At 68.7% G+C, this 21948-nt stretch carries 22 protein-coding genes; 8 read left to right on the top strand and 14 right to left on the bottom strand.

Annotated elements, in window-relative coordinates; genetic code table 11:
- Positions 1-3 precede the first annotated feature (3 nt).
- The 7 genes from hslV to dapF all read right to left on the bottom strand — a co-directional run bounded on the left by hslV (position 4) and on the right by dapF (position 6731).
- Positions 4-540 carry an ATP-dependent protease subunit HslV gene (hslV, locus tag KY49_RS21770; protein ID WP_042586564.1) on the bottom strand — a complete coding sequence of 179 codons (537 nt, stop codon included), beginning with the start codon at positions 538-540 and terminating at the stop codon, positions 4-6.
- A gap of 221 nt (positions 541-761) precedes the next feature.
- Entirely contained in the window at positions 762-1178 is a 417-nt protein-coding gene (dksA, locus tag KY49_RS21765; protein WP_010090354.1) for an RNA polymerase-binding protein DksA, read from the bottom strand.
- 474 nt (positions 1179-1652) lie between these two features.
- Positions 1653-2807, bottom strand: coding sequence for a CobW family GTP-binding protein (locus KY49_RS21760; protein WP_071774506.1), 1155 nt, complete (start codon positions 2805-2807; stop codon positions 1653-1655).
- Positions 2808-2887: 80 nt separating this feature from the next.
- Positions 2888-4096, bottom strand: coding sequence for a class I SAM-dependent rRNA methyltransferase (locus KY49_RS21755; protein WP_042586562.1), 1209 nt, complete (start codon positions 4094-4096; stop codon positions 2888-2890).
- A gap of 79 nt (positions 4097-4175) precedes the next feature.
- The gene (gene xerC / locus KY49_RS21750; RefSeq protein WP_042586561.1) at positions 4176-5096 is read right to left on the bottom strand and encodes a tyrosine recombinase XerC; all 921 of its coding nucleotides are present in this window, start codon (positions 5094-5096) and stop codon (positions 4176-4178) included.
- Between the two features lie 8 nt (positions 5097-5104).
- The gene (locus KY49_RS21745; protein WP_042586560.1) at positions 5105-5827 is read right to left on the bottom strand and encodes a DUF484 family protein; all 723 of its coding nucleotides are present in this window, start codon (positions 5825-5827) and stop codon (positions 5105-5107) included.
- Positions 5828-5861: 34 nt separating this feature from the next.
- A complete protein-coding gene (gene dapF / locus KY49_RS21740) occupies positions 5862-6731 on the bottom strand; it encodes a diaminopimelate epimerase (RefSeq protein WP_042586559.1) in 870 nt (289 codons plus the stop codon).
- A 368-nt stretch (positions 6732-7099) separates the two neighbouring features.
- Between dapF and KY49_RS21735 the strand changes: the two genes are divergently transcribed.
- Together KY49_RS21735 and KY49_RS21730 are read left to right on the top strand one after the other, a co-directional pair.
- The gene (locus tag KY49_RS21735) at positions 7100-7366 is read left to right on the top strand and encodes a type II toxin-antitoxin system RelE/ParE family toxin (protein ID WP_042586558.1); all 267 of its coding nucleotides are present in this window, start codon (positions 7100-7102) and stop codon (positions 7364-7366) included.
- Positions 7367-7678: 312 nt separating this feature from the next.
- On the top strand, positions 7679-7981 hold the full coding sequence (locus tag KY49_RS21730; protein WP_042586557.1) for a HigA family addiction module antitoxin: 303 nt from the start codon (positions 7679-7681) through the stop codon (positions 7979-7981).
- Between the two features lie 21 nt (positions 7982-8002).
- Here KY49_RS21730 and lpxL read toward each other — a convergent pair whose 3' ends face one another.
- On the bottom strand, positions 8003-8977 hold the full coding sequence (gene lpxL / locus KY49_RS21725; protein ID WP_256098630.1) for a lauroyl acyltransferase LpxL: 975 nt from the start codon (positions 8975-8977) through the stop codon (positions 8003-8005).
- A 179-nt stretch (positions 8978-9156) separates the two neighbouring features.
- On the opposite strand from lpxL, the gene metK reads away from it, so the two are divergent.
- Entirely contained in the window at positions 9157-10344 is a 1188-nt protein-coding gene (gene metK / locus KY49_RS21720; protein WP_042586555.1) for a methionine adenosyltransferase, read from the top strand.
- 110 nt (positions 10345-10454) lie between these two features.
- Here the strand turns inward: metK and KY49_RS21715 are convergent, their stop codons facing one another.
- Positions 10455-10796, bottom strand: coding sequence for a hypothetical protein (locus KY49_RS21715; protein WP_042586554.1), 342 nt, complete (start codon positions 10794-10796; stop codon positions 10455-10457).
- A gap of 357 nt (positions 10797-11153) precedes the next feature.
- On the opposite strand from KY49_RS21715, the gene KY49_RS21710 reads away from it, so the two are divergent.
- Positions 11154-11924: a phytanoyl-CoA dioxygenase family protein gene (locus KY49_RS21710; RefSeq protein WP_042586553.1), complete on the top strand. Its 771-nt coding sequence runs from the start codon at positions 11154-11156 to the stop codon at positions 11922-11924.
- Positions 11925-11975: 51 nt separating this feature from the next.
- On the opposite strand, the gene KY49_RS21705 is transcribed toward KY49_RS21710, so the two are convergent.
- Positions 11976-12182, bottom strand: coding sequence for a DUF3185 family protein (locus KY49_RS21705; protein WP_042586552.1), 207 nt, complete (start codon positions 12180-12182; stop codon positions 11976-11978).
- A gap of 183 nt (positions 12183-12365) precedes the next feature.
- Here KY49_RS21705 and mgrA point away from each other — a divergent pair, with 183 nt between their 5' ends.
- Positions 12366-13409: an L-glyceraldehyde 3-phosphate reductase gene (gene mgrA, locus KY49_RS21700; protein ID WP_042586551.1), complete on the top strand. Its 1044-nt coding sequence runs from the start codon at positions 12366-12368 to the stop codon at positions 13407-13409.
- A 91-nt stretch (positions 13410-13500) separates the two neighbouring features.
- On the opposite strand, the gene KY49_RS21695 is transcribed toward mgrA, so the two are convergent.
- Both KY49_RS21695 and KY49_RS21690 read right to left on the bottom strand, forming a co-directional pair.
- On the bottom strand, positions 13501-13686 hold the full coding sequence (locus tag KY49_RS21695; protein ID WP_010090370.1) for a hypothetical protein: 186 nt from the start codon (positions 13684-13686) through the stop codon (positions 13501-13503).
- 271 nt (positions 13687-13957) lie between these two features.
- Positions 13958-14824: a DMT family transporter gene (locus KY49_RS21690; RefSeq protein ID WP_042586550.1), complete on the bottom strand. Its 867-nt coding sequence runs from the start codon at positions 14822-14824 to the stop codon at positions 13958-13960.
- 657 nt (positions 14825-15481) lie between these two features.
- Here KY49_RS21690 and KY49_RS21685 point away from each other — a divergent pair.
- Both KY49_RS21685 and KY49_RS21680 read left to right on the top strand, forming a co-directional pair.
- Positions 15482-15694, top strand: coding sequence for a hypothetical protein (locus tag KY49_RS21685; RefSeq protein ID WP_029226305.1), 213 nt, complete (start codon positions 15482-15484; stop codon positions 15692-15694).
- Positions 15695-15743: 49 nt separating this feature from the next.
- On the top strand, positions 15744-16775 hold the full coding sequence (locus KY49_RS21680) for a serine/threonine protein kinase (RefSeq protein ID WP_042586549.1): 1032 nt from the start codon (positions 15744-15746) through the stop codon (positions 16773-16775).
- Between the two features lie 31 nt (positions 16776-16806).
- Here the strand turns inward: KY49_RS21680 and KY49_RS21675 are convergent, their stop codons facing one another.
- Positions 16807-18225: a coniferyl aldehyde dehydrogenase gene (locus tag KY49_RS21675; RefSeq protein ID WP_042586548.1), complete on the bottom strand. Its 1419-nt coding sequence runs from the start codon at positions 18223-18225 to the stop codon at positions 16807-16809.
- Between the two features lie 683 nt (positions 18226-18908).
- On the opposite strand from KY49_RS21675, the gene KY49_RS21665 reads away from it, so the two are divergent.
- Positions 18909-20546: a GMC family oxidoreductase gene (locus KY49_RS21665; RefSeq protein ID WP_042586546.1), complete on the top strand. Its 1638-nt coding sequence runs from the start codon at positions 18909-18911 to the stop codon at positions 20544-20546.
- Between the two features lie 17 nt (positions 20547-20563).
- On the opposite strand, the gene KY49_RS21660 is transcribed toward KY49_RS21665, so the two are convergent.
- Entirely contained in the window at positions 20564-21922 is a 1359-nt protein-coding gene (locus KY49_RS21660; protein WP_042586545.1) for a flagellar hook-length control protein FliK, read from the bottom strand.
- Positions 21923-21948 lie beyond the last annotated feature (26 nt).

Below are 21948 nucleotides of genomic sequence, written 5' to 3'. Positions count from 1 at the left end.
TCCTTACTCGATCGTTTCGATCACGCGGTTGTGGTTCGTGTAGATGCACATGTCGCCGGCGATCTCGAGCGATTTCTCCACGATCTCGCGCGGCGACAGCTCGGTGTTCTCGACGAGCGCGCGGGCCGCGGCCTGCGCGTACGCGCCGCCCGAGCCGATCGCGCAGATGCCGCCTTCCGGGTCGAGCACGTCGCCGTTGCCCGTGATGACGAGCGTGGTGCTCGCGTCGGCCGCGATCAGCATCGCCTCGAGACGGCGCAGCATCCGGTCGGTGCGCCAGTCCTTCGCGAGCTCGACGGCCGCGCGGGTCAGGTTGCCCTGGTGCTTCTCGAGCTTCGCCTCGAAGCGGTCGAGCAGCGAGAACGCATCGGCGGTGCCGCCCGCAAAGCCGACCAGCACCTGGTTGTTGTAGATCCGCCGCACTTTCCGCGCGCCACCCTTCATGACGATGTTGCCGAGCGTCACCTGGCCGTCGCCGCCGAGCGCGACCTGGTTGCCGCGCCGGACCGAAACGATGGTCGTGCCGTGAAATTGCTCCATCTGCGTTCCTTGAGAAAAACGGGGAAGAGGCGGCGGCGCGCCGCGCCGCCGCGTGAATCGCGGTGCGCCGGGGAGCGGCCCGGCGCGCATTCGTTTCATTTTAGGGCGCGCGCGGGGATATCAAGAGCAGGGGCGGGAATTCGCCCGCCCGGAAAAACAAAAAGCGCGCGGCAGGCCGCGCGCTTTCGGGAAGCAGCGTGTCTGGGCGGAACGCCGGCTGCTCAGTCGCCGAACAGCTTCTGGCGCAGCTCGCGGCGCTCCTGCGCCTCGAGCGACAGCGTCGCGGTCGGCCGCGCGAGCAGGCGCGGAATGCCGATCGGCTCGCCGGTTTCCTCACACCAGCCGTAATCGCCGGATTCGATGCGGGCGAGCGACTGCTGAACCTTCTTGAGGAGCTTGCGCTCGCGGTCGCGCGTGCGCAGCTCGAGCGCGTGCTCTTCCTCGATCGTCGCGCGATCGGCAGGATCGGGCACGATCACCGTCTCGCGGAGGTTCTCGGTCGTCTGGCCCGCATTGTGGAGAATTTCCGCCTGCAATTGTTCGAGCCGAGCTTTGAAGAAGGCGAGCTGATCCTCATTCATGTAATCCTTGTCGCTCATCTTCAGGATTTCGGCTTCGGTCAAGAGTTTCTTCGTCATCTGCTTGCTTCTTCAATGTGCGGCAAACGAAACATATTGCCTGCACTTTGGGATTACCCGCAACTGCGCTTGCAATCATTTGCGTTTGGCGACTGCGGGGCCGAAAGCCTCTGGAAAAACCGGTTCTCAAATACCAGGACGGGCCTGGCGCCGACTGCGTGCGCGGCGAACCGGTTTGCTGCGCGGCAGATCGCATCGGACGCGGCCTGGCCGGATGCGGTACTGTTGCGATGCCCGGCGATGCTCTACTGCAAGAACCGGGTCTGTCTTTTACCGTACTCCAGCGGGCACGTATTGTAACTGAATCGCAAGTCTGCGCCGTATCGGGTCGATCCCCGTCGGCTGCGCCGATATCTTTGAAATATAACCTGCAAATCGCGAAAAAGCGATGACGGCGAAACCCTTGCCGGACGCGGCTTCCGGCCGCCGCCGGCAGCGGTCGGCGGCCGGCGGCCAAGCGGCGTGGATGCGTGCTCAGGCGAGGCAGGCGTCGAGGCCGTCGGTGATCAGGTCCTGCGGCAGATCGACGCCGATGAACACCATCTTGTTGGTTTTCTTCTCGATCGGCAGCCATTTCGCGGCGAGGTCGCTGCCCATCATCTGGTGCACGCCCTGGAACACGACCTTGCGGTCGACGCCCTTCATGTACAGCACGCCCTTGTAGCGCAGCATCCGCTCGCCGTAGATCTGCAGGATGCCGCCGAGGAAGTCCTCGAGCTTGTTCGGATCGAACGGGCGGTCGTTGCGATACACGAACGACTTGATCTTGTCGTCGTGGTGCGCGTGGTGGTGATGGCCGTGCGCGTGATCGTGGTCGTGATCGCAATGGCCGTGATCGTGATCGCAATGCGCGTGGTCGTGATCGTGGTCATGGCCGTGGTGCGCGTGCTCGTCTTCCGCGAGGAAGTCCGGATCGATCTCGAGCTTCGCGTTCAGGTTGAAGCCGCGCAGGTCGAAGATTTCCTTGATCTCCGCGTCGCCGAAATTCACGACCTTGACCGCCGCCCGCGGGTTCATGTGCACGAGGCGGTGCTTGAGCTCGGCGAGCGTCTCGTCGTCGACGAGGTCCGACTTCGTGATGAACAGGCGGTCGGCGAAGCCGACCTGGCGCTGCACGACCTCGTGCTCGTCGAGCTGCGCGTCGGCATGCTTCGCGTCGACGAGCGTGATGATCGCGTCGAGCAGGAAATCGTCGGCGATCTCGCTGTCGATGAAGAACGTCTGTGCGACCGGGCCCGGGTTCGCGAGGCCGGTCGTCTCGATTACGATGCGGTCGAAGTCGAGCTTGCCGTCGCGCTTCTTCGCGGCCAGGTCGCCGAGCGCGCGCGCGAGGTCGCCGCGGATCGTGCAGCAGATGCAGCCGTTGCTCATCTGGATGATCTGCTCGTTCGTATCCTGCACGAGGATTTCGTTGTCGATGTTCTCTTCGCCGAACTCGTTCTCGATCACGGCGATCTTCATGCCGTGCTGTTCGTTCAGGATGCGCTTGAGCAGCGTCGTCTTGCCGCTGCCGAGGAAGCCGGTGAGGATGGTGACGGGAGTGGCCATGTCGGTCGCCTGTGGTTCGTGAATCGGGGTCAAAACCAGGATGTGCGTCGCGCCCGGCAATCCGGGCGCACAACCATTCATTGAAACATATCTGTCAAGCCCCCGCCCTTCGGCCAATCGGCCGGGCCGGCGGGAGCGGCTGCGCGGGAAGATCGGGGCGATCAGACGATTTGCAACAGCAGGCCTTTCAGATATTCGCCTTCCGGGAACGCGGACAGCAGCGGGTGATCGACGCCCGCGCCGAGGCGCTTCAGGATGCGCGCGTCGACTTTCGCGTCGGCGGCCGCGCCGGCGACGATCTTCTGGAACAGGTCCATGTCGATCGCGCCGGAGCACGAGTAGGTGAACAGCAGGCCGCCCGGACGCAGCAGCTTGAAGCCGCTCAGGTTGATGTCCTTGTACGCGCGGGCCGCGCGGTCGACGCTGTCGCGGGTCGGCGCGAACTTCGGCGGATCGAGCACGACCAGGTCGAAGCGCTCGCCTTCGTCGACGAGGCGGCGCAGCGTCTTGAACGCGTCGGCGTCGAGCCAGCTCGCGCGCGCCGGGTCGAAACCGTTCGCGACGACGTTCTGCTGCGCGAGCGCGAGCGCGTCGCCCGACGAATCGATCGACACCACGCGCGCAGCGCCCCCCTTCAGCGCGGCGAGCGAGAAGCCGCCCGTGTAGCAGAAGCAGTTCAGCACGTCGCGCCCGTTCGCGTACTGCGTGACCAGCGCGCGGTTGTCGCGCTGGTCGACGTAGAAGCCCGTCTTGTGGCCGTTCGGCACGTCGACGTGATAGCGCACGCCGTTTTCGTTCGTGATCAGCGTCGCGGGCGGCGGGTCGCCGGCGAGCACGCCGGTGGTCTGCTCGAGGCCTTCCTTCTCACGGATCGACACGTCCGAGCGCTCGTACACGTTCGGGCAGCCCGTCGCGCCCACGAGCGCCGCGACGATCGCATCCTTCCAGGCTTCGACGCCGGCCGCCATGAACTGGCAGACGAGCTGGCCGCGCGGCGACGCGGCGCCCGAATCTTCGACGTAGTGATCGACGATCAGCCCCGGCAGCCCGTCGGCCTCGCCGAACACGAGCCGCACCGCGCCGGTGCCCGAGACCATCGTGTTGCGATGCGCGACCGCGCGCTGCACGCGCCGCTTGAAGAACGCGTGGTCGATCGGCTCGTTCTCGTCGAAGCTCCACACGCGCACGCGGATCTGCGAATGCGGGCTGTACGCGCCGCGCGCGAGAAAGCGGCCGTCGTGCGCGCGCACGATGACGGTCGCGCCGGGCGCGGGCTTGCCGTCGACGCGGTCGATCGCGTTGGCGTAGATCCACGGATGGCGGCGCAGCAGCGATTTGTCCTTGGACGGCTTGAGTGTGACGGTTTGCATGGCTTGATCGAATTGGGCCGCGCCCCGCGGGGACTTCGTCCGGTCGTCGGGCGCGGCGGGTAAAAACGGAAAGCGTCGGTCAGTCGCGCTTCTTCGCGCGCGGATGCGCGCTGTCGTAAATCTTCGCGAGGTGCTGGAAGTCGAGCGACGTATAGACCTGCGTGGCGGCGACGCTCGCGTGCCCGAGCAGCTCCTGCACCGCGCGCAGGTCGCCGCTCGACTGCAGCACGTGCGTCGCGAACGAGTGGCGCAGCACGTGCGGATGGACGTGCGCCGGAATGCCCGCGGTGAGCGCCGCGCGCTTCACGCGCTCGCGCACCACGCCGGGCGACATCCGGTTGCCGCGCACCGACAGGAACAGCGGATGCGGATCGTGCTTCACGAACTCGCCGCGCACCGCGAGCCACGCGTTCAGCGCGTCGATCGCCTTGCGGCCGACCGGCACCTTGCGCTCCTTGTTGCCCTTGCCGAGCACGGTCACCTCGGCCTCGGCGAGATCGAGCCAGCCGGCCGAGCGGTAGCCGTCCGCCTGCGCGTACCTGACGTCGAGCCCGATCAGCTCGGCCAGGCGCAGGCCGGACGAGTAGAACAGCTCGAGGATCGCGTGGTCGCGCAGGCCTTCGGTCGTGCCGGGCAGCGGCGCGTCCATCAGCGCCGTCGCGTCGTCGACCGACAGCGCCTTCGGCAGCGTCTTCGCGCGCTTCGGCGCGCGCACCGCGGCGACCGGGTTCGCGGGCATCTCGATGCGCTGCGCGAGCCAGCGGTAGAACGCGCGCCACGCGGACAGCCGGTGCGAGATCGAGCGCGCGGACAGCCCGGCCGCGTGCGCGCGGGCGACCGCGCCGCGCATGTCGACGGCGCTCAGCGCTTCGAGCGGCCGGCCGGCGGCGAGCTTCTTCAGTTCGTCGAGCTCGTGCGTGTACGCGCGCAGCGTGTGATCCGACAGCTGCCTGACGTGCTTCAGGTTCGACAGGTAGGCGGCGATCGGATCGTCGGACATCGCGGGAATCAGTGCGGCAGCAGGCGCGTCAGCGCGGCGCTCGCGAGCGTCGCGATCTGCGCGAGGAAGTCGGTGGCCATGCCTTCGTGGAAGCGGCGCGGGTCCGGCGAGCCGAGCACCAGCAGCCCGAACGCGGGCGCATCGGCGCCGGCCTGCGGCGCGCGCAGCGCGAGCAGCGCGACCGACGCGGCCGCGCCGTCGCCGGCCGGGGCCGTGTCGCCGCCGTCCGTCGCGTTCGCCGGCGCGGCGACCGCGGGCGCGAGCCATTGCGCGGCCTCGAAGCCCGTGTTCGCGCCGCAGTACGGCGTCGCGAGCCCGTTCGTGAAGAGGCGCACTTCCTCGCCGACCTGGCGCGCGAAGTCGGCCTGCGCGTAGGTGGCGGCGACGTCCCACACGCGCAGCGCGGTCTGCGGCACGTCGAATACGTCGACGAGGCCGTCGGCGATCGTGCGCGGCAGCGCGTACGGGTCGCGCTCGGCGATCACGCGCGCGGTCCAGCGGCTGAACTTCGCGGACAGGCTGTCGTTTTCGTGGCCGTAGCGCACGAGCTCCGCGAGCCGGCGCTCGAGATGCTTGTTCTTGTCGCGCAGCATTTCCATCTGCCGCTCCTGCAGCGAGATCGCCGCCTTGCCGTGCGGGTTCGCAAGGCGGATCGTGGCGAGCAGTTCGGCGTGCTGCGCGAAGAATTCGGGGTTGGCGAGCAGGTAGTCGGCGACTTCGCGATCGTTCATGGGGCGGGAGCGTTCAATCAGGACAGTGAATGGGTCAGGCAGCCAGGTCGATCTCGCCTTCGAAGACAGTCGCCGCGGGGCCCGCCATCATCAGCGGCGCGGCTTCGTCGCGCGCGCCGTCCCAGCTGATCGTCAGCGTGCCGCCGTGGGTGTGCACGGTCACGGGCGAATCGAGCAGGCCGCGCCGGATGCCGGCCGCGACCGCCGCGCATGCGCCGGTGCCGCACGCGAGCGTCTCGCCCGCGCCGCGCTCGTAGACGCGCAGCTTCACTTCCGAGCGCGACACGATCTGCATGAAGCCGGCGTTGACCCGCTGCGCAAAGCGCGCGTGACGCTCGATCAGCGGGCCTTCGACGAGCACCGGATAGCGTTCGGCGTCGTCGACGACCTGCACCGCGTGCGGGTTGCCCATCGACACGGTCGAGATCCAGTGCGTGGCGCCGTCCACGTCGAGCGGCCAGAGCGTGTCGCGGCCTTCCGGGCGACCCGCGAGGCCGGCCGTTTCGAACGGCACCTGCGCCGGCTCGAACACGGGCGCGCCCATGTCGACGACGACCTCGCCGTTCTCCTGCATCGTCAGCGTGATCAGGCCCTTCATCACTTCGACGCGCACGCTGCGCTTGTCGGTCAGGCGCTTGTCGAGCACGAACTTGACGAAGCAGCGCGCGCCGTTGCCGCAGTGTTCGACCTCGCCGCCATCGCAGTTGAAGATCCGGTACTTGAAGTCCGCGCCGTCGACGGTCGGCTTCTCGACCAGCAGCAGCTGGTCGGCGCCGACGCCGAAGTGGCGGTTGGCGAGCGCGCGCACTTGCGCTTCGGTGAGCGGCGGCAGCGCGCTGGAGTAGCCGTCGAGCACGACGAAGTCGTTGCCGGCGCCATGCATCTTGGTGAACGAGAGCTTCACGGGTCCCGGGATTCCATTGCAAACAGGGTGCTCAGCGCGGCAGGCTCGTCGCGGCGCGGTGCCGGACGGCCGTTTGCGTCACGCTGATCTCAAGCGCGAATGATACATGCAGCCGTCATGGCCGTCCCGCGCGATCCTGACGCGACGCGGTTCGTACGGGCTCCGGAGTGGGTCGCGACGGCCGATCGGCCGTCTTGTCGGGGGATGGGCGCCGGTTTTAGGCTGGCTGGGCGTGGCGTGCTCGTGCGTGCGGGAAGTGATTCATCGATCCCGGCGCGTTTGACATGTCGGGCAGAGGATGCGTATGGTGAGGCTATACGCTATACAGGCGAGGCCGCCGGCCATCGCGACTCGAGTGCAGGAGGTCCATGATCAAGTCATGGCAACACAAGGGGCTGGAAGCGTTTTTTCTCGGCGGGAGCAAGGCGGGCATCCGGCCCGATCATGCGCCCAGGCTGGGGCGGCAGCTGGCCCGGCTCGACCTGGCGAGCGCGCCGCTGGACATGAATGTGCCGGGATGGCGGTTCCACTGGCTCGAAGGTTCGCTCGTCGGCCACTACGCGGCCAGCGTCAACGGCAACTGGCGATTGACCTTCAGGTTCGACGGGCCGGACGCCGTCCTGGTCGATTACTAGGGTCTGTTTACATACGGAACGCACATGCGTTGCCACGAGAACGGCCGCTCGCGAGGCGTGCGACGCCGCGAATACTGGACGTATTCGCAAGGAGCACAACGCGGCGAGCGGCCGTTCTCGTGGCAACCCCAAATTAAAAAATTCATTCCAGGGGAATGCCCGAAATCGCCCGCATGGCGGCGTCGCGCGTCGCTTGTTTGGCTCGGCCAAACGGCGCTCCTTCCTCCTTGCCCTGCGGGCGATTTCGGGCATTCGCATGTGCGTTCCGTATGTAAACAGACCCTAGGACTACCACTGAGGTCGCTCAAAGGCATGACACGCATTTTCAATCCGCCGCATCCGGGCGAAGCGCTGCGGGAGGATGTGCTTCCGGCGCTCGGCCTGACCGTGACCGAGGCCGCGGCCCAGCTCGGCGTGACGCGCGCGGCGCTGTCCCGCGTGCTGAACGGCCGCGCGGGCATTTCACCGGAAATGGCGCTGCGCATCGAAGGGTGGCTCGGCGTGGAGAACGGCGGGCGCGCGGATCTCTGGCTGGCCCAGCAGGCCGCCTACGACCTCTGGCAGGCGCGCGCGAAAGGCATGCCGAAGGTGGTGCGGGCGCACGCGCGGACGTGACGGCCGGGCGTGCGCGCCGGATCAGTACAGGCCCGGCTCGCCGGGCGGGCGGGTCTTGAAGCGCTTGTGGACCCAGTAGTACTGCTCGGGCATCAGCGGAATCTGCTCTTCGAGGAATGCGTTCATCCGGCGGGCGTCGAGATCGTCGTCGCCGGTCGGATAGTGGTCCCACGGCTTGAACACCTTCAGCCGGTAGCCCTGGTAGTTCGGCAGCACCTCGCCGATGAACGGCACCACCTGCGCGCGGCCCGTCTTCGCGAGCCGGCCGACCGCCGTCAGCGTGCACGCGGGCACGCCGAAGAACGGCACGAACGTCGAATTGCGCAGCCCGTAATCCATGTCGGCGCCGAGCATCACCGGCTTGCGGTCGCGCAGCCAGCGCAGCACGACGCGCGCGCTGTCCGCGCGGCCGACCATCTCGGCGTCGAAGCGGCCGCGCGCTTCTTTCGCCGCCTCCTCGAGCACCGGGTTCGTGAACGGCTGGTACAGCGACCCGCAGCGGCGCTGCAGCGAACGATTGAGCCAGATCGAGCCGGCCTCGATGCCGACGAAGTGCAGGCCGAGGAACAGTGTCGGCGGCAGGTCCGGATCGGTGAGGTCGATCGCGCTGTCGACCTGGATCAGCTTCTCGAGCTTCTTCGCGGAGCCGAACCACTGGACGCTGCGCTCCACGTAGCTGCGGATCGCGTGGCGGAAGTGCTGCCCGGCGACTTCCTCGCGGCGCGCGTCGCTCCATTCAGGAAAGCAGAGGGTCAGATTAGTGTGCACGATGCGCTTTCGCCGGCTGGGAATCTGGTAGAGCAGCCAGCCGAGGCCGTCGCCGAGCCGCGCGGTCAAGCCGTACGGCAGCAGCGCGAGCAGTTTCAGGAAGCCGATGGCGAGATGCGTGCCGAGGCGGCCTAGCATGCGAAACCTCCGTGATTCCGGCGGGCCGGCACATGGGGAACAGGGTTGAAAGACAGCGGGACATGCGGCACGGGCAACGCTCTGTGACAATTCCGGAAAGCCGCTATAATACGGGCTTCGCCGAGTTAACTGACAACTTGCGGGGCGAAGCCGGCTGGCGCGAAGCGCGCTGCCCGGTACTGGTAATCCGCTAAAGCGTCGCCACTTCGGGCTGCTAGAAGAAGATGGCTACGTGAAGCCAACCGTAACCACACAAGGAGCCTCAAAAAGTGGCAAACGATTATCTCTTTACGTCCGAGTCCGTCTCCGAAGGCCATCCGGACAAGGTCGCGGACCAAATCTCGGACGCGATTCTCGACGCCATCCTCGCTCAAGACAAATACTCGCGCGTTGCGGCTGAAACGCTGTGCAACACGGGTCTTGTCGTCCTGGCCGGTGAAATCACCACGACGGCCAACATCGATTACATCCAGATCGCGCGCGACACGATCAAGCGCATCGGCTACGACAACACCGACTACGGCATCGACTACAAGGGCTGCGCGGTGCTCGTCGCGTACGACAAGCAGTCGCCGGACATCGCGCAGGGCGTCGACCGCGCGCACGACGACAACCTCGACCAGGGCGCGGGCGACCAGGGCCTGATGTTCGGTTACGCGTGCGACGAAACGCCGGAACTGATGCCGCTGCCGATCTACCTGTCGCACCGTCTGGTCGAGCGCCAGGCGAGCCTGCGCCGCGACGGCCGCCTGCCCTGGCTGCGTCCGGACGCGAAGTCGCAGGTCACGATCCGCTACGTCGACGGCAAGCCGGATTCGATCGACACCGTCGTGCTGTCGACCCAGCACGCGCCGGACATCGAACTGCCCGCGCTGCGCGAGGCCGTGATCGAGGAAATCATCAAGCCGACGCTGCCGGCCGAGCTGATCAAGGGCGACATCAAGTTCCTGGTGAACCCGACCGGCCGGTTCGTGATCGGCGGCCCGCAGGGCGACTGCGGCCTGACGGGCCGCAAGATCATCGTCGACACGTACGGCGGCGCCGCGCCGCACGGCGGCGGCGCGTTCTCGGGCAAGGACCCGTCGAAGGTCGACCGTTCGGCTGCCTACGCAGGCCGCTACGTCGCGAAGAACATCGTCGCGGCTGGCCTCGCATCGCGCGCGCTGATCCAGGTGTCGTACGCGATCGGCGTCGCCGAGCCGACCTCGGTGATGGTCAACACGTTCGGCACGGGCCGCGTGTCGGATGCGACGATCACGCAGCTCGTGCGCGAGCACTTCGACCTGCGTCCGAAGGGCATCATCAAGATGCTCGACCTGCTGCGCCCGATCTACGAGAAGACCGCCGCCTACGGCCACTTCGGCCGCGAAGAGCCGGAATTCTCGTGGGAAGCGACCGACAAGGCGCTCGCGCTCGCGGAAGCGGCCGGCGTCGAGCCGGCGGTGCGCGTCGCGTAAGCGTCAGCCGCCCCAAACGAAAAACCCCGGCCATGCCGGGGTTTTTTATTGGTGCCGTCGCGGCGCGCGGGCGCGGCGACGTTTGCGTGCGGCGGTTTGCCGCGCGGCGATCAGCGCGCCGCGAACGCGAACCAGCCGGTGCTGGCGGCCAGGCGGCGCGGACGGTTGACCCGGCGCTGCGGGCCGCCGGCGCGGCGCAGCGCGAGCGCGCGCAGCGACGACGGCTTCTGCAGCAGCGAGCGCAGCCCGGTGCGACGTGCGAGCGCCTGCGCGCTCATCAGCGAGAAGAACGCGTGGAACCACGCGCGGATGCCGTCGAGCCGCGCGGGCTGTTGCGTGCGCACGGCGAGCGCTTGCGCACGCGCGCGGTGATGGCGCAGCGGGCGAAGGGGAACGGAGGGCACGACGCGCTTCGCAGCGCGGCTGAGACGGGAAGTCAGACGGAATGGCATGTGAATTGCGATGCTTTGCTCGAATGGATGGCGCCCTTGACGAACGCACTGGTATGTAACGGCCTCGGATGGCGCAGCGCATCGTATCCGAAGCGGCTGCGCGCCGCGCCCGCCAGAACTGACAGGCCGGGTCAGGCTACAGGGGATTCATGACGGGCAAAAGTCGCGGATAACCCTTGTGCCGCAAGGCCTGCATTACATACCGCCTGTCGCTGAGGCCAGCGCGGACGCGCACAGTTCCCTTGCTCTGGATCAAATTGCCGAACGGCAATTCCCTGCGCACGACAATGGCGCTGCGCACGTCATCCGGCGCCGTTTTACAATCGAAACATTCACAAGAAATATTTCGAGCGTCCCATGTCTTCTTTGCAGTCGGATTCGATTCGCGCGCAGGTGGCGGAACTGCGCGAGCAAGGCTTCGTCGTCGCTCGCGGGCTCGTGAGCGCCGAGCAGTGCGCGGCGCTGAAGCGCGTCGCCGAGCGACAGTTGCAGGAAGCCGCGCAGCCGATCGAGTTCGAGGCCGACCTGCGCTATCCGGGCGCGCCCGAGTCGAAGCATGCGCCGGGCGGCCACACGGTGCGGCGGCTGCTCGATGCATACGCGCGCGATCCGGCGTTCGCCGAGCGCGCGATCGCGCCGGAAATCGGCGCGTGGATGCGGGAGTATTTCGGCGAGCGGCCCGTGCTGTCGCGCGCGCATCACAACTGCATGATGACGAAGCATCCCGCGTACGGCAGCCTCACCGGCTGGCACCGCGATTTCCGCTACTGGTCGTTCGAACGCGCGGACATGGTGTCGGTGTGGCTGGCGCTAGGGGCGGAAACGAACGAGAACGGCGCGCTGTGGCTGGTGCCGGGCTCGCATACCGCCGAATTCGGCGGGCAGGCGTTCGACGACGCGAAGTTCTTCCGCGGCGACCTGCCGGAGAACCGGAAGCTGATCGACGCGGCCGTGTGTCCGCCGCTCAATGCCGGCGACGTCGTGTTCTTCCACTGCAACACGCTGCATTCGGCGGGGCAGAATCGCTCGGACCAGGTCAAGTTCTCGCTCGTGTTCACCTATCACGGCGAGAGCAACCGGCCGATTCCGGGCACGCGTTCGGCGGCGAAGCCGGAAGTGCGGTTCTAGCCGCCGGCCTGCGGCCGCTGCGTCGGACGATTCGTCGCCGCGGAGCGCGCGTCAGCGCTTGCCGCCCGGCATCGCGAGGCCGATCAGGCCGACCAGCGACGCGACGGCGCCGCCCGCAATCAGCAGGATCGTCTTCGTCGCGGGCGACCCGGTGAAGAAGCGCGACACGTCGTCGTTGATCGAGTGGAACGACTGCCCGCCGAAATACAGCAGCACGACGCCGCCGACGAGCAGCGCAACCGAGATGACCCGGGTCATACAAACCTCGCTGAAACGGTGATTCGAGACGCCGCAGTGTAGGCGAGCGTCGCGGCCGCGTCCATTGCCGTGCGCGCATCGGCCGCGTTCGCTACCATATCCGTCCTGCGTTTCCTTCGCCGCCGGCGCGCCGCGCGCGGTGCCGGCGCGCGTCCGCCCTCCGACGTCCTGACGGGATTACTCATGGCCTACGAAGCTGCTTCCGAACGTTATGCCGACATGCAATACCGCACGTGCGGCCGATCCGGGCTCAAACTGCCCGCCCTGTCGCTTGGCCTGTGGCACAACTTCGGCGATGCGACGCCGATCGCGACGCAACGCGAGATCCTGCGCACCGCGTTCGATCTCGGCATCAACCACTTCGATCTCGCGAACAATTACGGGCCGCCGTACGGCAGCGCTGAAACCAACTTCGGGCGACTGCTGAAGGAGGATTTCCGGCCGTATCGCGACGAGCTGCTGATCTCGACGAAGGCCGGCTGGGACATGTGGCCGGGGCCGTACGGCAGCGGCGGCGGCTCGCGCAAGTACGTGCTCGCGAGCCTCGACCAGAGCCTCGCGCGGATGGGGCTCGACTACGTCGACATCTTCTATTCGCACCGCTTCGACGCGCATACGCCGCTCGAGGAAACGGCCGGCGCGCTCGCGACCGCGGTGCAGCAGGGCAAGGCGCTGTACATCGGCATTTCGTCGTATTCGGCGGCGAAGACGCGTGAGATGGCCGCGCTGCTCGCGCAGTACAAGGTGCCGCTGCTGATCCATCAGCCGTCCTACAACCTGCTGAACCGCTGGGTCGAGCACGAGCTGCTCGACACGCTCGACGAGGTCGGCACGGGCAGCATCGCGTTTACGCCGCTCGCGCAGGGGCTGCTGACGTCGAAATACCTGAATGGCGTGCCGGCCGACGCGCGCGTCAACCGGCCGGGCGGCGGCTCGCTGAAGGAGGACCACCTGAGCGCCGACAACCTCGAGCACGTGCGCAAGCTGAATGCGATCGCCGAACGGCGCGGGCAAAGCCTCGCGCAGATGGCGCTCGCGTGGGTGCTGCGCAACGGGCGCGTGACGTCCGCGCTGATCGGCGCAAGCCGCGCGGAACAGGTGCGGGAAAACGTCGGAGCACTGAAGAACCTCGCGTTCTCGGCAGACGAGCTCGCGGAGATCGATCGCTACGCGACGGAAGGCGGCATCAATCTGTGGGAAAAGCCGTCCACCGATCAGGCGATCTGACCGGCATGCGATGCGGCGCGCGACGTAGCCGCCGCATCGTATCGACAGTCCGTTCCGCCGGCGCGGCGCAACGGGGGCATACGCAGCGCCGCTAGATCAGCGCAGGCAGCCCTTCGACCAGCAGCACCGCGACGCCGACGCCGAGCATCGCGCCCAGCACGCGCAGCAGGTTGTGACGGAAGTTGGTTGCGCACGGCACCGCGCCGAGGAAGAGCGCGCCGGCGAGCGCCATCGGGATCAGCAGGATGAAGTCACCAATCGTGAAGTAGGTGGTCATTGCGTGTCTCCTTGTCGACCGGAGCTGCACTTGCTCCGGACCCATGCTTGGGCAGTCTCGTTTTGCTCCGACCCGATTGCGAGAAGGGTGGTTAGTACGAGTATAGGAAACGCCGCACGCTTTTCGCTATCCGAACCATTAAAAAAGCAGCAGAAATCTCAAGAAAGCATCGGTTCGGACGCGAATCAGACGGCCGTCTTGCGAGTTTCTTTCCATTTCCTTTCTGCTTTCGCGGGGCCGCCCGCCGTCGCAGGCGGGCGGCCCCGCCAGGTCACGCGCGACGTGCGGGCGAACGGAACACGAGCACGAGCCCCGCAATGATCGCGCCCATTCCGGCCAGCGCGAGCGGCTCGGGGCGATTGCCGAGCCAGAGCGCATCCATCAGCGCGGTGACGACCGGCACGAGATAGAACAGGCTCGTCACGTTGACGAGATCGCCGCGCTGCATCAGCCGATAGAACAGCAGCTGCGCGACCACCGAGATCACGATGCCGAGCCACGCGAGCGGCACGACGAACGCCCAGGCCGCGTCGAATGCGATCGGCCGGAACGGCACGATCGCCGCGCACAGCGCGAGCCCGATCGCGTTCTGCAGCGGCAGCACGTCGGCGGGCGCCGAGCGCACGCGCTTGTGCAGCAGCGCGCCGACGGTGAGCGCGACGAGTGCGGTGAGCGCGCAGGCGATCCCCGCGACCGGCAGGTCGGCGCCGCCGACGCCGCGGCAGACCACGAGCGCAAGCCCGGCCAGCGCAAGCGCGAGCCCTGCGATGCGCGTGGCCTGCCTGCGCCGTTCGACCCACGCGAGCGTGAGGATCGGCTGCACGCCGAGGATCGTCGCGAGCACGCCGGGCGTGACCCCGCGTTCGAGCGCGAGCAGATAGAAGATCGAGTAGCCGCCCATCAGCAGCACCCCGGTGACGACCGCGATGCGCCGCTCGCCCGGCGCGGGCAGCCAGCGCCCGCGCGCGGCGGACAACGCGAGCAGCACGAGCGACGCGAGCGCGAAGCGCGCGGTGAGGAAGACGAATGCGGACGCGTGCCGCAGACCGAGTTCGGCGAAGATCGCGCCGCTGCTCCAGAGCAGGACGAAGAGCGACGTCGCTCCATGCGCGGCGAGCGCGCGTTTGAACGAAACCATGTGAATCCACCTGTCGAACGGATGAGAACGTTCCATGCGCACGCACGCCGCGCCGTGCGTCACGACGCATGAACGGCAGGCAGGCGAATGGAGGGCGGAACGGCGCCGGCGCTCAGCCGGCGAACGCCGCCGGGGGCGGCGGCGCAGCGCCGACGAGCGGCGGTGCGACAGGGGGAGGAGGCGCGGCCGGATGCGCGCACGCCCGCGGCCGCGCGTCGAGCGGTGGCCGTGAAATCGGAAGGGCGGACGGTTGCGAAGGCATCGCGGGCGAAATGCGCTGGAAAGCGGATGAACGTCAAAGGTACCGCAACAGCGGCCTGAGTGGCAATCGGCGCACGGGCGCCACGCGCCGCCCGGCTCGCCATGCGCGCGACGGAAGCGGCCGCCGGAGCGCCGGCGGCAGGATCGCCGGACAGTCACACTCGACAGGGTATGATGGGGGTGTCGCCCATGCAAGCGCGCGGGCGGCGCAGTGGTTGATTGGAGACATGCGACGAAATCGCGGCGCTTTGCCCGCCACTTCCGCTTTTCGCGCTTCGATAAACCGTGAACAATGGGATAAGCGCGGCCGCCATCGCAGCGGCGGCGCATGTCGTGCATTGGCCGGCCGCGCAGGTTGGCCGGATATCAAGATTCAAGAACGAGTGGGGAAACATCATGCATGTCGGGTCGATTGTCTGCACTACCCATATCGCGGTGCCGAAGGGCGCGCGCGGCATCGTCCAGCGCATTCTGGGCGACATGGCGATGGTGACCTGGTACGCGGGCGTGCCGGGCGAGTCGAAGGAACTCAACACCGAGCCGTTCTTTCTCGAGGACCTGATCGACACCGGCGAATCCGTGCTGCCGGCCGGCGCGGCCGTTCATTGAGCGGGCACGTCGCACCGAACGCTCGTCTTTCGGCCCGGCTGGCGGCACAATGCGGGGCATGAACGAAGTCACTCCCGCTCCTTCCGCCCCGGCCGGGCCGCCGTTTGCCGGCCTCACGCCCGAGTGCGTGCTCGACGCGCTCGACAGCGTGCTGATGCCGGCCGGCCTGCGCACCGACGGGCGCCTGCTCGCCCTCAACAGTTACGAAAACCGTGTCTACCAGGCCGGCATCGAAGACGGCCCGCCGATCGTCGCGAAGTTCTATCGCCCGGCGCGCTGGTCGGACGACGCGATCCTCGAGGAACACGCATTCGTCGCCGAGCTCGCCGCGCGCGAGATTCCGGCGGTGCCGGCGCGCACGTTCGACGGCCGCACGCTGCATGCGTTCGACGGCTTCCGCTTCTCGATCTTCGAGCGGCGCGGCGGCCGCGCGCCCGATCTCGACCGCGCCGATACGCTCGAATGGCTCGGCCGCTTCATCGGCCGCATCCATGCGGTCGGCGCGACCCGGCCGTACGTCGCGCGCCCCACGCTCGACATCCGCACGTTCGGCTACGAGCCGCGCGACTATCTGCTCGCGCACGATTTCATCCCGGATGACGTGCGGCCGGCCTACGAGACGGCGGTCACGCTCGCGCTCGAAGGCGTCGAGGCGGCATTCGAGCGCGCGGGCGAGCTCCGCCTGCTGCGCACGCACGGCGACTGTCATCCGAGCAACGTGCTGTGGACCGACGCGGGGCCGCACTTCGTCGACTTCGACGACAGCCGGATGGCGCCCGCGATCCAGGATCTGTGGCTGCTGCTGCCCGGCGACCGCGCGGGCGCGTCGCGCGCGCTGGCCGACCTGCTCGCCGGCTACGAGGACTTCTGCGAATTCGAGCCGCGCGAGCTGCATCTGGTCGAGGCGCTGCGCACGCTGCGCCTGATCCACTACGCCGCGTGGCTCGCGCGGCGCTGGGACGATCCGGCGTTTCCGGCCGCGTTCCCGTGGTTCAACACGCATCGTTACTGGGAAGCGCGCGTGCTCGAATTGCGCGAGCAGATCGGCGCGATGCAGGAAGGGCCGCTCTGGCCCGTGTGACGGACGCGGGCCGGCATGCGGCCCGCGTCGCTCAAAACTTCAGCATCAGCTTGATCAGCGCGGCGAAGCGCGTGCCGTACGGCGGCGCGAGCAGGTTGCGCGCGTTCAGGCGCGCCTGCGTCAGCACCGGCTTCATCTTCGAGAACGTCACGAAGCCGTCGTAGCCGTGATACGCGCCCATCCCGCTTGCACCGACGCCGCCGAACGGCAGGCTGCCGCACGCGATGTGCATCAGCGTTTCGTTGACCGAGACGCCGCCCGAGATCGTTTCGCGCATCACGCGCTCGACCGTGCCGCCGTCGTCGTCGAACAGGTACAGCGCGAGCGGCCGAGGCCGCGCGTTCACGTAGGCGATCGCCTCGTCGAGCCGTTCGTACGGCACGAGCGGCAGCAGCGGGCCGAAGATCTCCTCCTGCATCAGTTGCGATGCGCCCGGCACCTGCGTGAGCGCGCACGGCACGAAGCGGCGCGATGCCGGATCGGACGACGCGTCCGCGAGCGGGTGCAGTTGCGCGCCGGCCGCCTGCGCGTCGCTCGCGAGCTGCTGCAGCCGCGCGAAATGGCGGTCCGACACGATCGTCGTGTAATCGGCGTTGCGGGAGAAATCCGGATACATCTTCGCGAGCCGCGTGCGCGCGCGCTCGATGAACGCGGCTTCCATCCCGCGCGGCAGCAGCACGTAGTCGGGCGCGATGCAGGTCTGGCCGGCGTTCAGCGTCTTGCCCGCGACGATCGCGTCGACGGCTGCGTCGAAGCGCGCGTTCGGCCCGACGATCGCCGGCGACTTGCCGCCGAGCTCGAGCGTGACGGGCGTGAGGTTCTCGGCCGCCGCGCGCATCACGTGCCGGCCGACCTGCGTCGAGCCGGTGAACAGCAGGTGGTCGAACGGCAACGCGCTGAACGCGGCGCCGATTTCCGCGTCGCCGTTCACGACCGCGACGTGGTCGCGCGCGAAGGCCTTCGCGATCAACTGCTCGAACAGCGCCGAGGTGCGCGGCGTCAGTTCGGACATCTTGACGATCGCGCGGTTGCCGGCCGCGAGCGCGCAGATCAGCGGGCCCGCCGCGAGCAGCACCGGGTAGTTCCACGGCACGACGATGCCGACCACGCCGAGCGGCTGCGGAATCACCTTCGCGCGCGCGGGCCGCAGCCATTTGTTCATCGGCTTGCGGATCGGCTTCATCCAGCGCTTGCCGTGCTTCAGCGCCTCGTCGATCTCTTCCTTCGCCATCCAGATTTCCGACAGCAGCACCTCCTGCTTCGCGCGATGGCCGAAGTCCGCGCTGATCGCGTCGGCGAGCGCGTCGGCATGGTCGATCAGCAGCGTGCGCAGCGTGCGCAGATGCTGCGCGCGGGTGTCCCAGTCGGGATACGGCGTGCGCAGGTAGGCGGCGCGCTGGTCGTGCAGCAGCGACGTCAGTGCGGCGAATTCGGGCAGGTCGTTCTTCATGTCGTCTACTCCGGTTTGGCGTGGTGCAACGGCCGGCAGTCGGGCCGCTGGCGCCCGCGCGACGAGCGCGGCGTGGCGGATCGGGGTGGGGGCGTTGCTGCGAGCGTCGCATCCGCGCGACGGTCGATGCGCATCGACGCGCTGGCGCCGGCGATGCGCGTTGGCTGTTTGCGCTGCGTTGCAGCGTACGAAACCGACGCGTGAACGGCCGCATGCGGCGTCGCCGCATGCGCGGGCGCGATGCATCGCGAGACCGTCGCCGCCAGCTTCGGCAGCCTGTCGAGCGGTGCAGACGCGGTGCGTTCCAAACGCGCCGGCGACAGCCGCGTCGTTCGAACGTCGCGCGTCGTTCGCATCGCGGCGCATGCGCGCGCACCGGGCGTCGTTTGAAATGAAATGCCGGGCAGGGGCGGCGCGGCCGGACCACCTGGTCGGCGCACGGCCTGCACAACGTGTCGCTGCATGACGGTCACTCCCATTTCGCGACAGATCGGCTGCTGGCGGCCGGGGGCGTCGCGCCTAGCGAATCCACGCATCTTAAATTTAGTTCACGCGCGCGTTTAGAGGAATCGCTCTTGAATCCGCGCGCCGCTTGCGCGGCGCCGATTCCTACAATGCGCGAACTACAAGACCCGGGCCGCGCGGCCGCGCCGGGCGCCATTCGTGACACGAAGGAGACGTGCATGCAATACGACTACCTCATCGTCGGGGCGGGTTCCGGCGGCGCGAGCCTCGCGGGCCGGCTCGCCGACGCATGCCCCGACGCAACGATCGCGCTGATCGAAGCGGGCGCGCACACCGAGCGCAACCTGCTCGTGAACATGCCGGTCGGCATCGCGGCGCTCGTGCCGTTCAAGCTCGGCACCAACTACGGCTACGAGACCGTGCCGCAGCCGGGCCTCGGCGGGCGCCGCGGCTACCAGCCGCGCGGGCGCGGGATGGGCGGCTCGAGCGCGATCAACGCGATGATCTATACGCGCGGCCATCCGCTCGACTACGACGAATGGGCGCAGCTCGGCGCGACGGGCTGGGGCTGGCAGGACGTGCTGCCGTATTTCCGGCGCGCGGAAGGCAACCAGCGCGGCGCGAACGCATGGCACGGCGCGGACGGCCCGCTCACGGTGTCCGATCTGCGCTTTCGCAATCCGTTCTCCGAACGATTCATCCAGGCCGCGCACGCGGCCGGCTATCCGCTCAACGACGATTTCAACGGGGCCGCGCAGGAAGGCGTCGGCTTCTACCAGGTCACGCATCGCGACGGCTCGCGCTGCAGCGTCGCGCGCGCGTACGTCTACGGCCGCAACCGTCCGAACCTGCATGTGATCACCGATGCGACGGTGCTGCGCGTCGGCTTCGACGGCAAGCGCGCGGTCGGCGTCACGATCGCGCGCAACGGGCGCGTGGAGACGCTCGGCGCGCGCGCGGAAGTGATCCTGTCGGCCGGCGCGTTCAACTCGCCGCAACTGCTGATGTGCTCGGGCATCGGCCCGGCCGACCAGTTGCGCCGGCACGGCATCGCGGTCGTGCAGGATGCGCCGGACGTCGGCGCGAACCTGATCGATCACATCGACTTCATCATCAACACGCGCGTGAATTCGTCGGAACTGGTCGGCGTGTGCGTGCGCGGGCTCGCGAAGATGGCACCCGCGCTCGCGCGCTACTTCTCGAGCCGCACCGGGATGATGACGAGCAACGTCGCGGAGGCGGGCGGCTTCATCAAGAGCGATCCGTCGCTCGAGCGGCCCGACCTGCAACTGCATTTCTGCACGGCGCTCGTCGACGATCACAACCGCAAGATGCACTGGGGCTTCGGCTATTCGCTGCACGTGTGCGCGCTGCGGCCGTTCAGTCGCGGCACGGTGGCGCTCGCGAGCGGCGACGCGCGCGATGCGCCGCTGATCGATCCGCGCTTCTTCAGCGATGCGCGCGATCTCGACCTGCTGGTGCGCGGCGCGCAGGCGATGCGCCGGATCCTGTCGCAGGCGCCGCTCGCGTCGCAGGGCGGGCGCGAACTGTACACGCGGCCGGACCAGACGGAAGCCGAACTGCGCGCGACGATCGTTCAGCATGCCGACACGATCTATCACCCGGTCGGCACCTGCCGGATGGGCACGGACGCGCGCGCGGTCGTCGATCCGGCGTTGCGCGTGCGCGGCGTCGAGGGGCTGCGGGTGGTGGATGCGTCGGTGATGCCGACGCTGATCGGCGGGAATACGAATGCGCCGTCGGTGATGATCGGCGAGCGCGCGGCGGACTTCATCGTCGCCGCGCGCCGGGCGGGCGCGCCGCACGCGGCTGCGGCGGCGCTGCACGGCCGCTGAGCGGCGCGCGCGGATGCTCAGGCAAACGTATCGACGAGGCCGGCGCGGCTTGCGGTCGCGACCGTCGCCGCGGGTTGCGCGGCGTCGAGCGTTGCATCGGCGCCTGACGGTGCGCCGCCGCCGCGCCGCGCCGCTTGCCCGCCGGCGAACGACTGCTGCGGGTTCTGCTGCTGCGAGGCGAAGCCGCCGTCGCTGACGGTCGCGCTGCCCAGGCCGAGGCCGCCGGCTTCCATCGCGTCACGCAGCTTCGGCAGCGCGGCTTCGACCGCGTCGCGCACCTGCGGGTGCTGCGACACGAACAGCGCGTGCGCGTGATTGTCCGCGACTCGCAGCACGACCTGCAGCGGCCCGAGATCCGGCGGATTGAGCGTCAGCTCGGCGCTCTGCTGGTGCGCGTTCGACAGGAACACGACCTTCTGGCTCAACGCATCCGTCCAGTCGGCGGTGCCGACGTGCGGCGCGAGCACGTGCGCGTTCGCGGCGGCGATGCCGTTCGCGGCCGCCGCCACCGGCGCGTTCGCTTGCGCGGCGGCCGTCGCGGCAGCCAGCGCCGCACCGGCCGGAGCGGCGGCGTCCTGCGTCGCCGCGAGCGCATGGGCCGCATCGGGCTTGACCGCATCGGCCTGGACCGGCTGCGTGGGCGACGGCTGCGCCTGCCCCTGTTGCGAGGCGAGCGCGCCCTTCGCGTCGGTCAGCGTCTTGTCGAACGTCGGTGCTTTCGGCGTCGCGGGCACGGCGGCCGCGGTCGACAGGGCCGGCTGCGTGGCCGCACCCGTGGCCGCGCCCGTGGACGGCGTCGCGGCGGCGTTCGCGTCGCCGGTGAGCTTCGCGAGCGCGGCATGCAGCACGTCGCGGCCCGTCGCCGGTTCGTCGGTCGCGGCTGTCGCCTGCGCGTCGCCCTTCGTCGCGTTCGCGGCCGCCGCGAGGGCGGCCGACGCCGCGTCGCCGGCGCGCGGCAGCGGGTCGGTGGACGGCGCGTCGGCCGCGGCAGGCGTGCCGTCGGGACGCGCCTGCAATTGCGCCTGCACCGCGGCCGCGGCGGCGAGTGCGGCGGCATCGGGGTTGACGGCCGCGGTGGCGTCGTCGCGGGTCTTGTCGTCTGACGAGCCGGACGGCTTCGCGTTGCCGGCGACGGTCGACGGCGCGCTCGACGACGTCGAAGGCGCCGTCGGCGTCGACGACGCATCGGCCTGCGCCGACGACGTGCGCTGCGACGCGACGCTTTGCTGCAGCGTCTGCGCGAACGGCAGCGGCGAACCGGCGGCGTCGGCCGCGTTGGCGGGCGCGGACGCGTCCGCGGCGGCCGCCTTGCGGCCGGCCTTGAGGGCGGAGCCGGCCGTATCGATCAGTGCGCCGAGCAGGGACAGGGAGGGCATGGCGTATCTCTCGTTCGATTGCGTTG

It is taken from the genome of Burkholderia sp. MSHR3999 (genome assembly GCF_000833595.1).
Lineage (GTDB): Bacteria > Pseudomonadota > Gammaproteobacteria > Burkholderiales > Burkholderiaceae > Burkholderia > Burkholderia ubonensis.
Note: the sequence above shows the minus strand (reverse complement) of the source record. Positions and strands in the feature narration are given on the sequence as shown.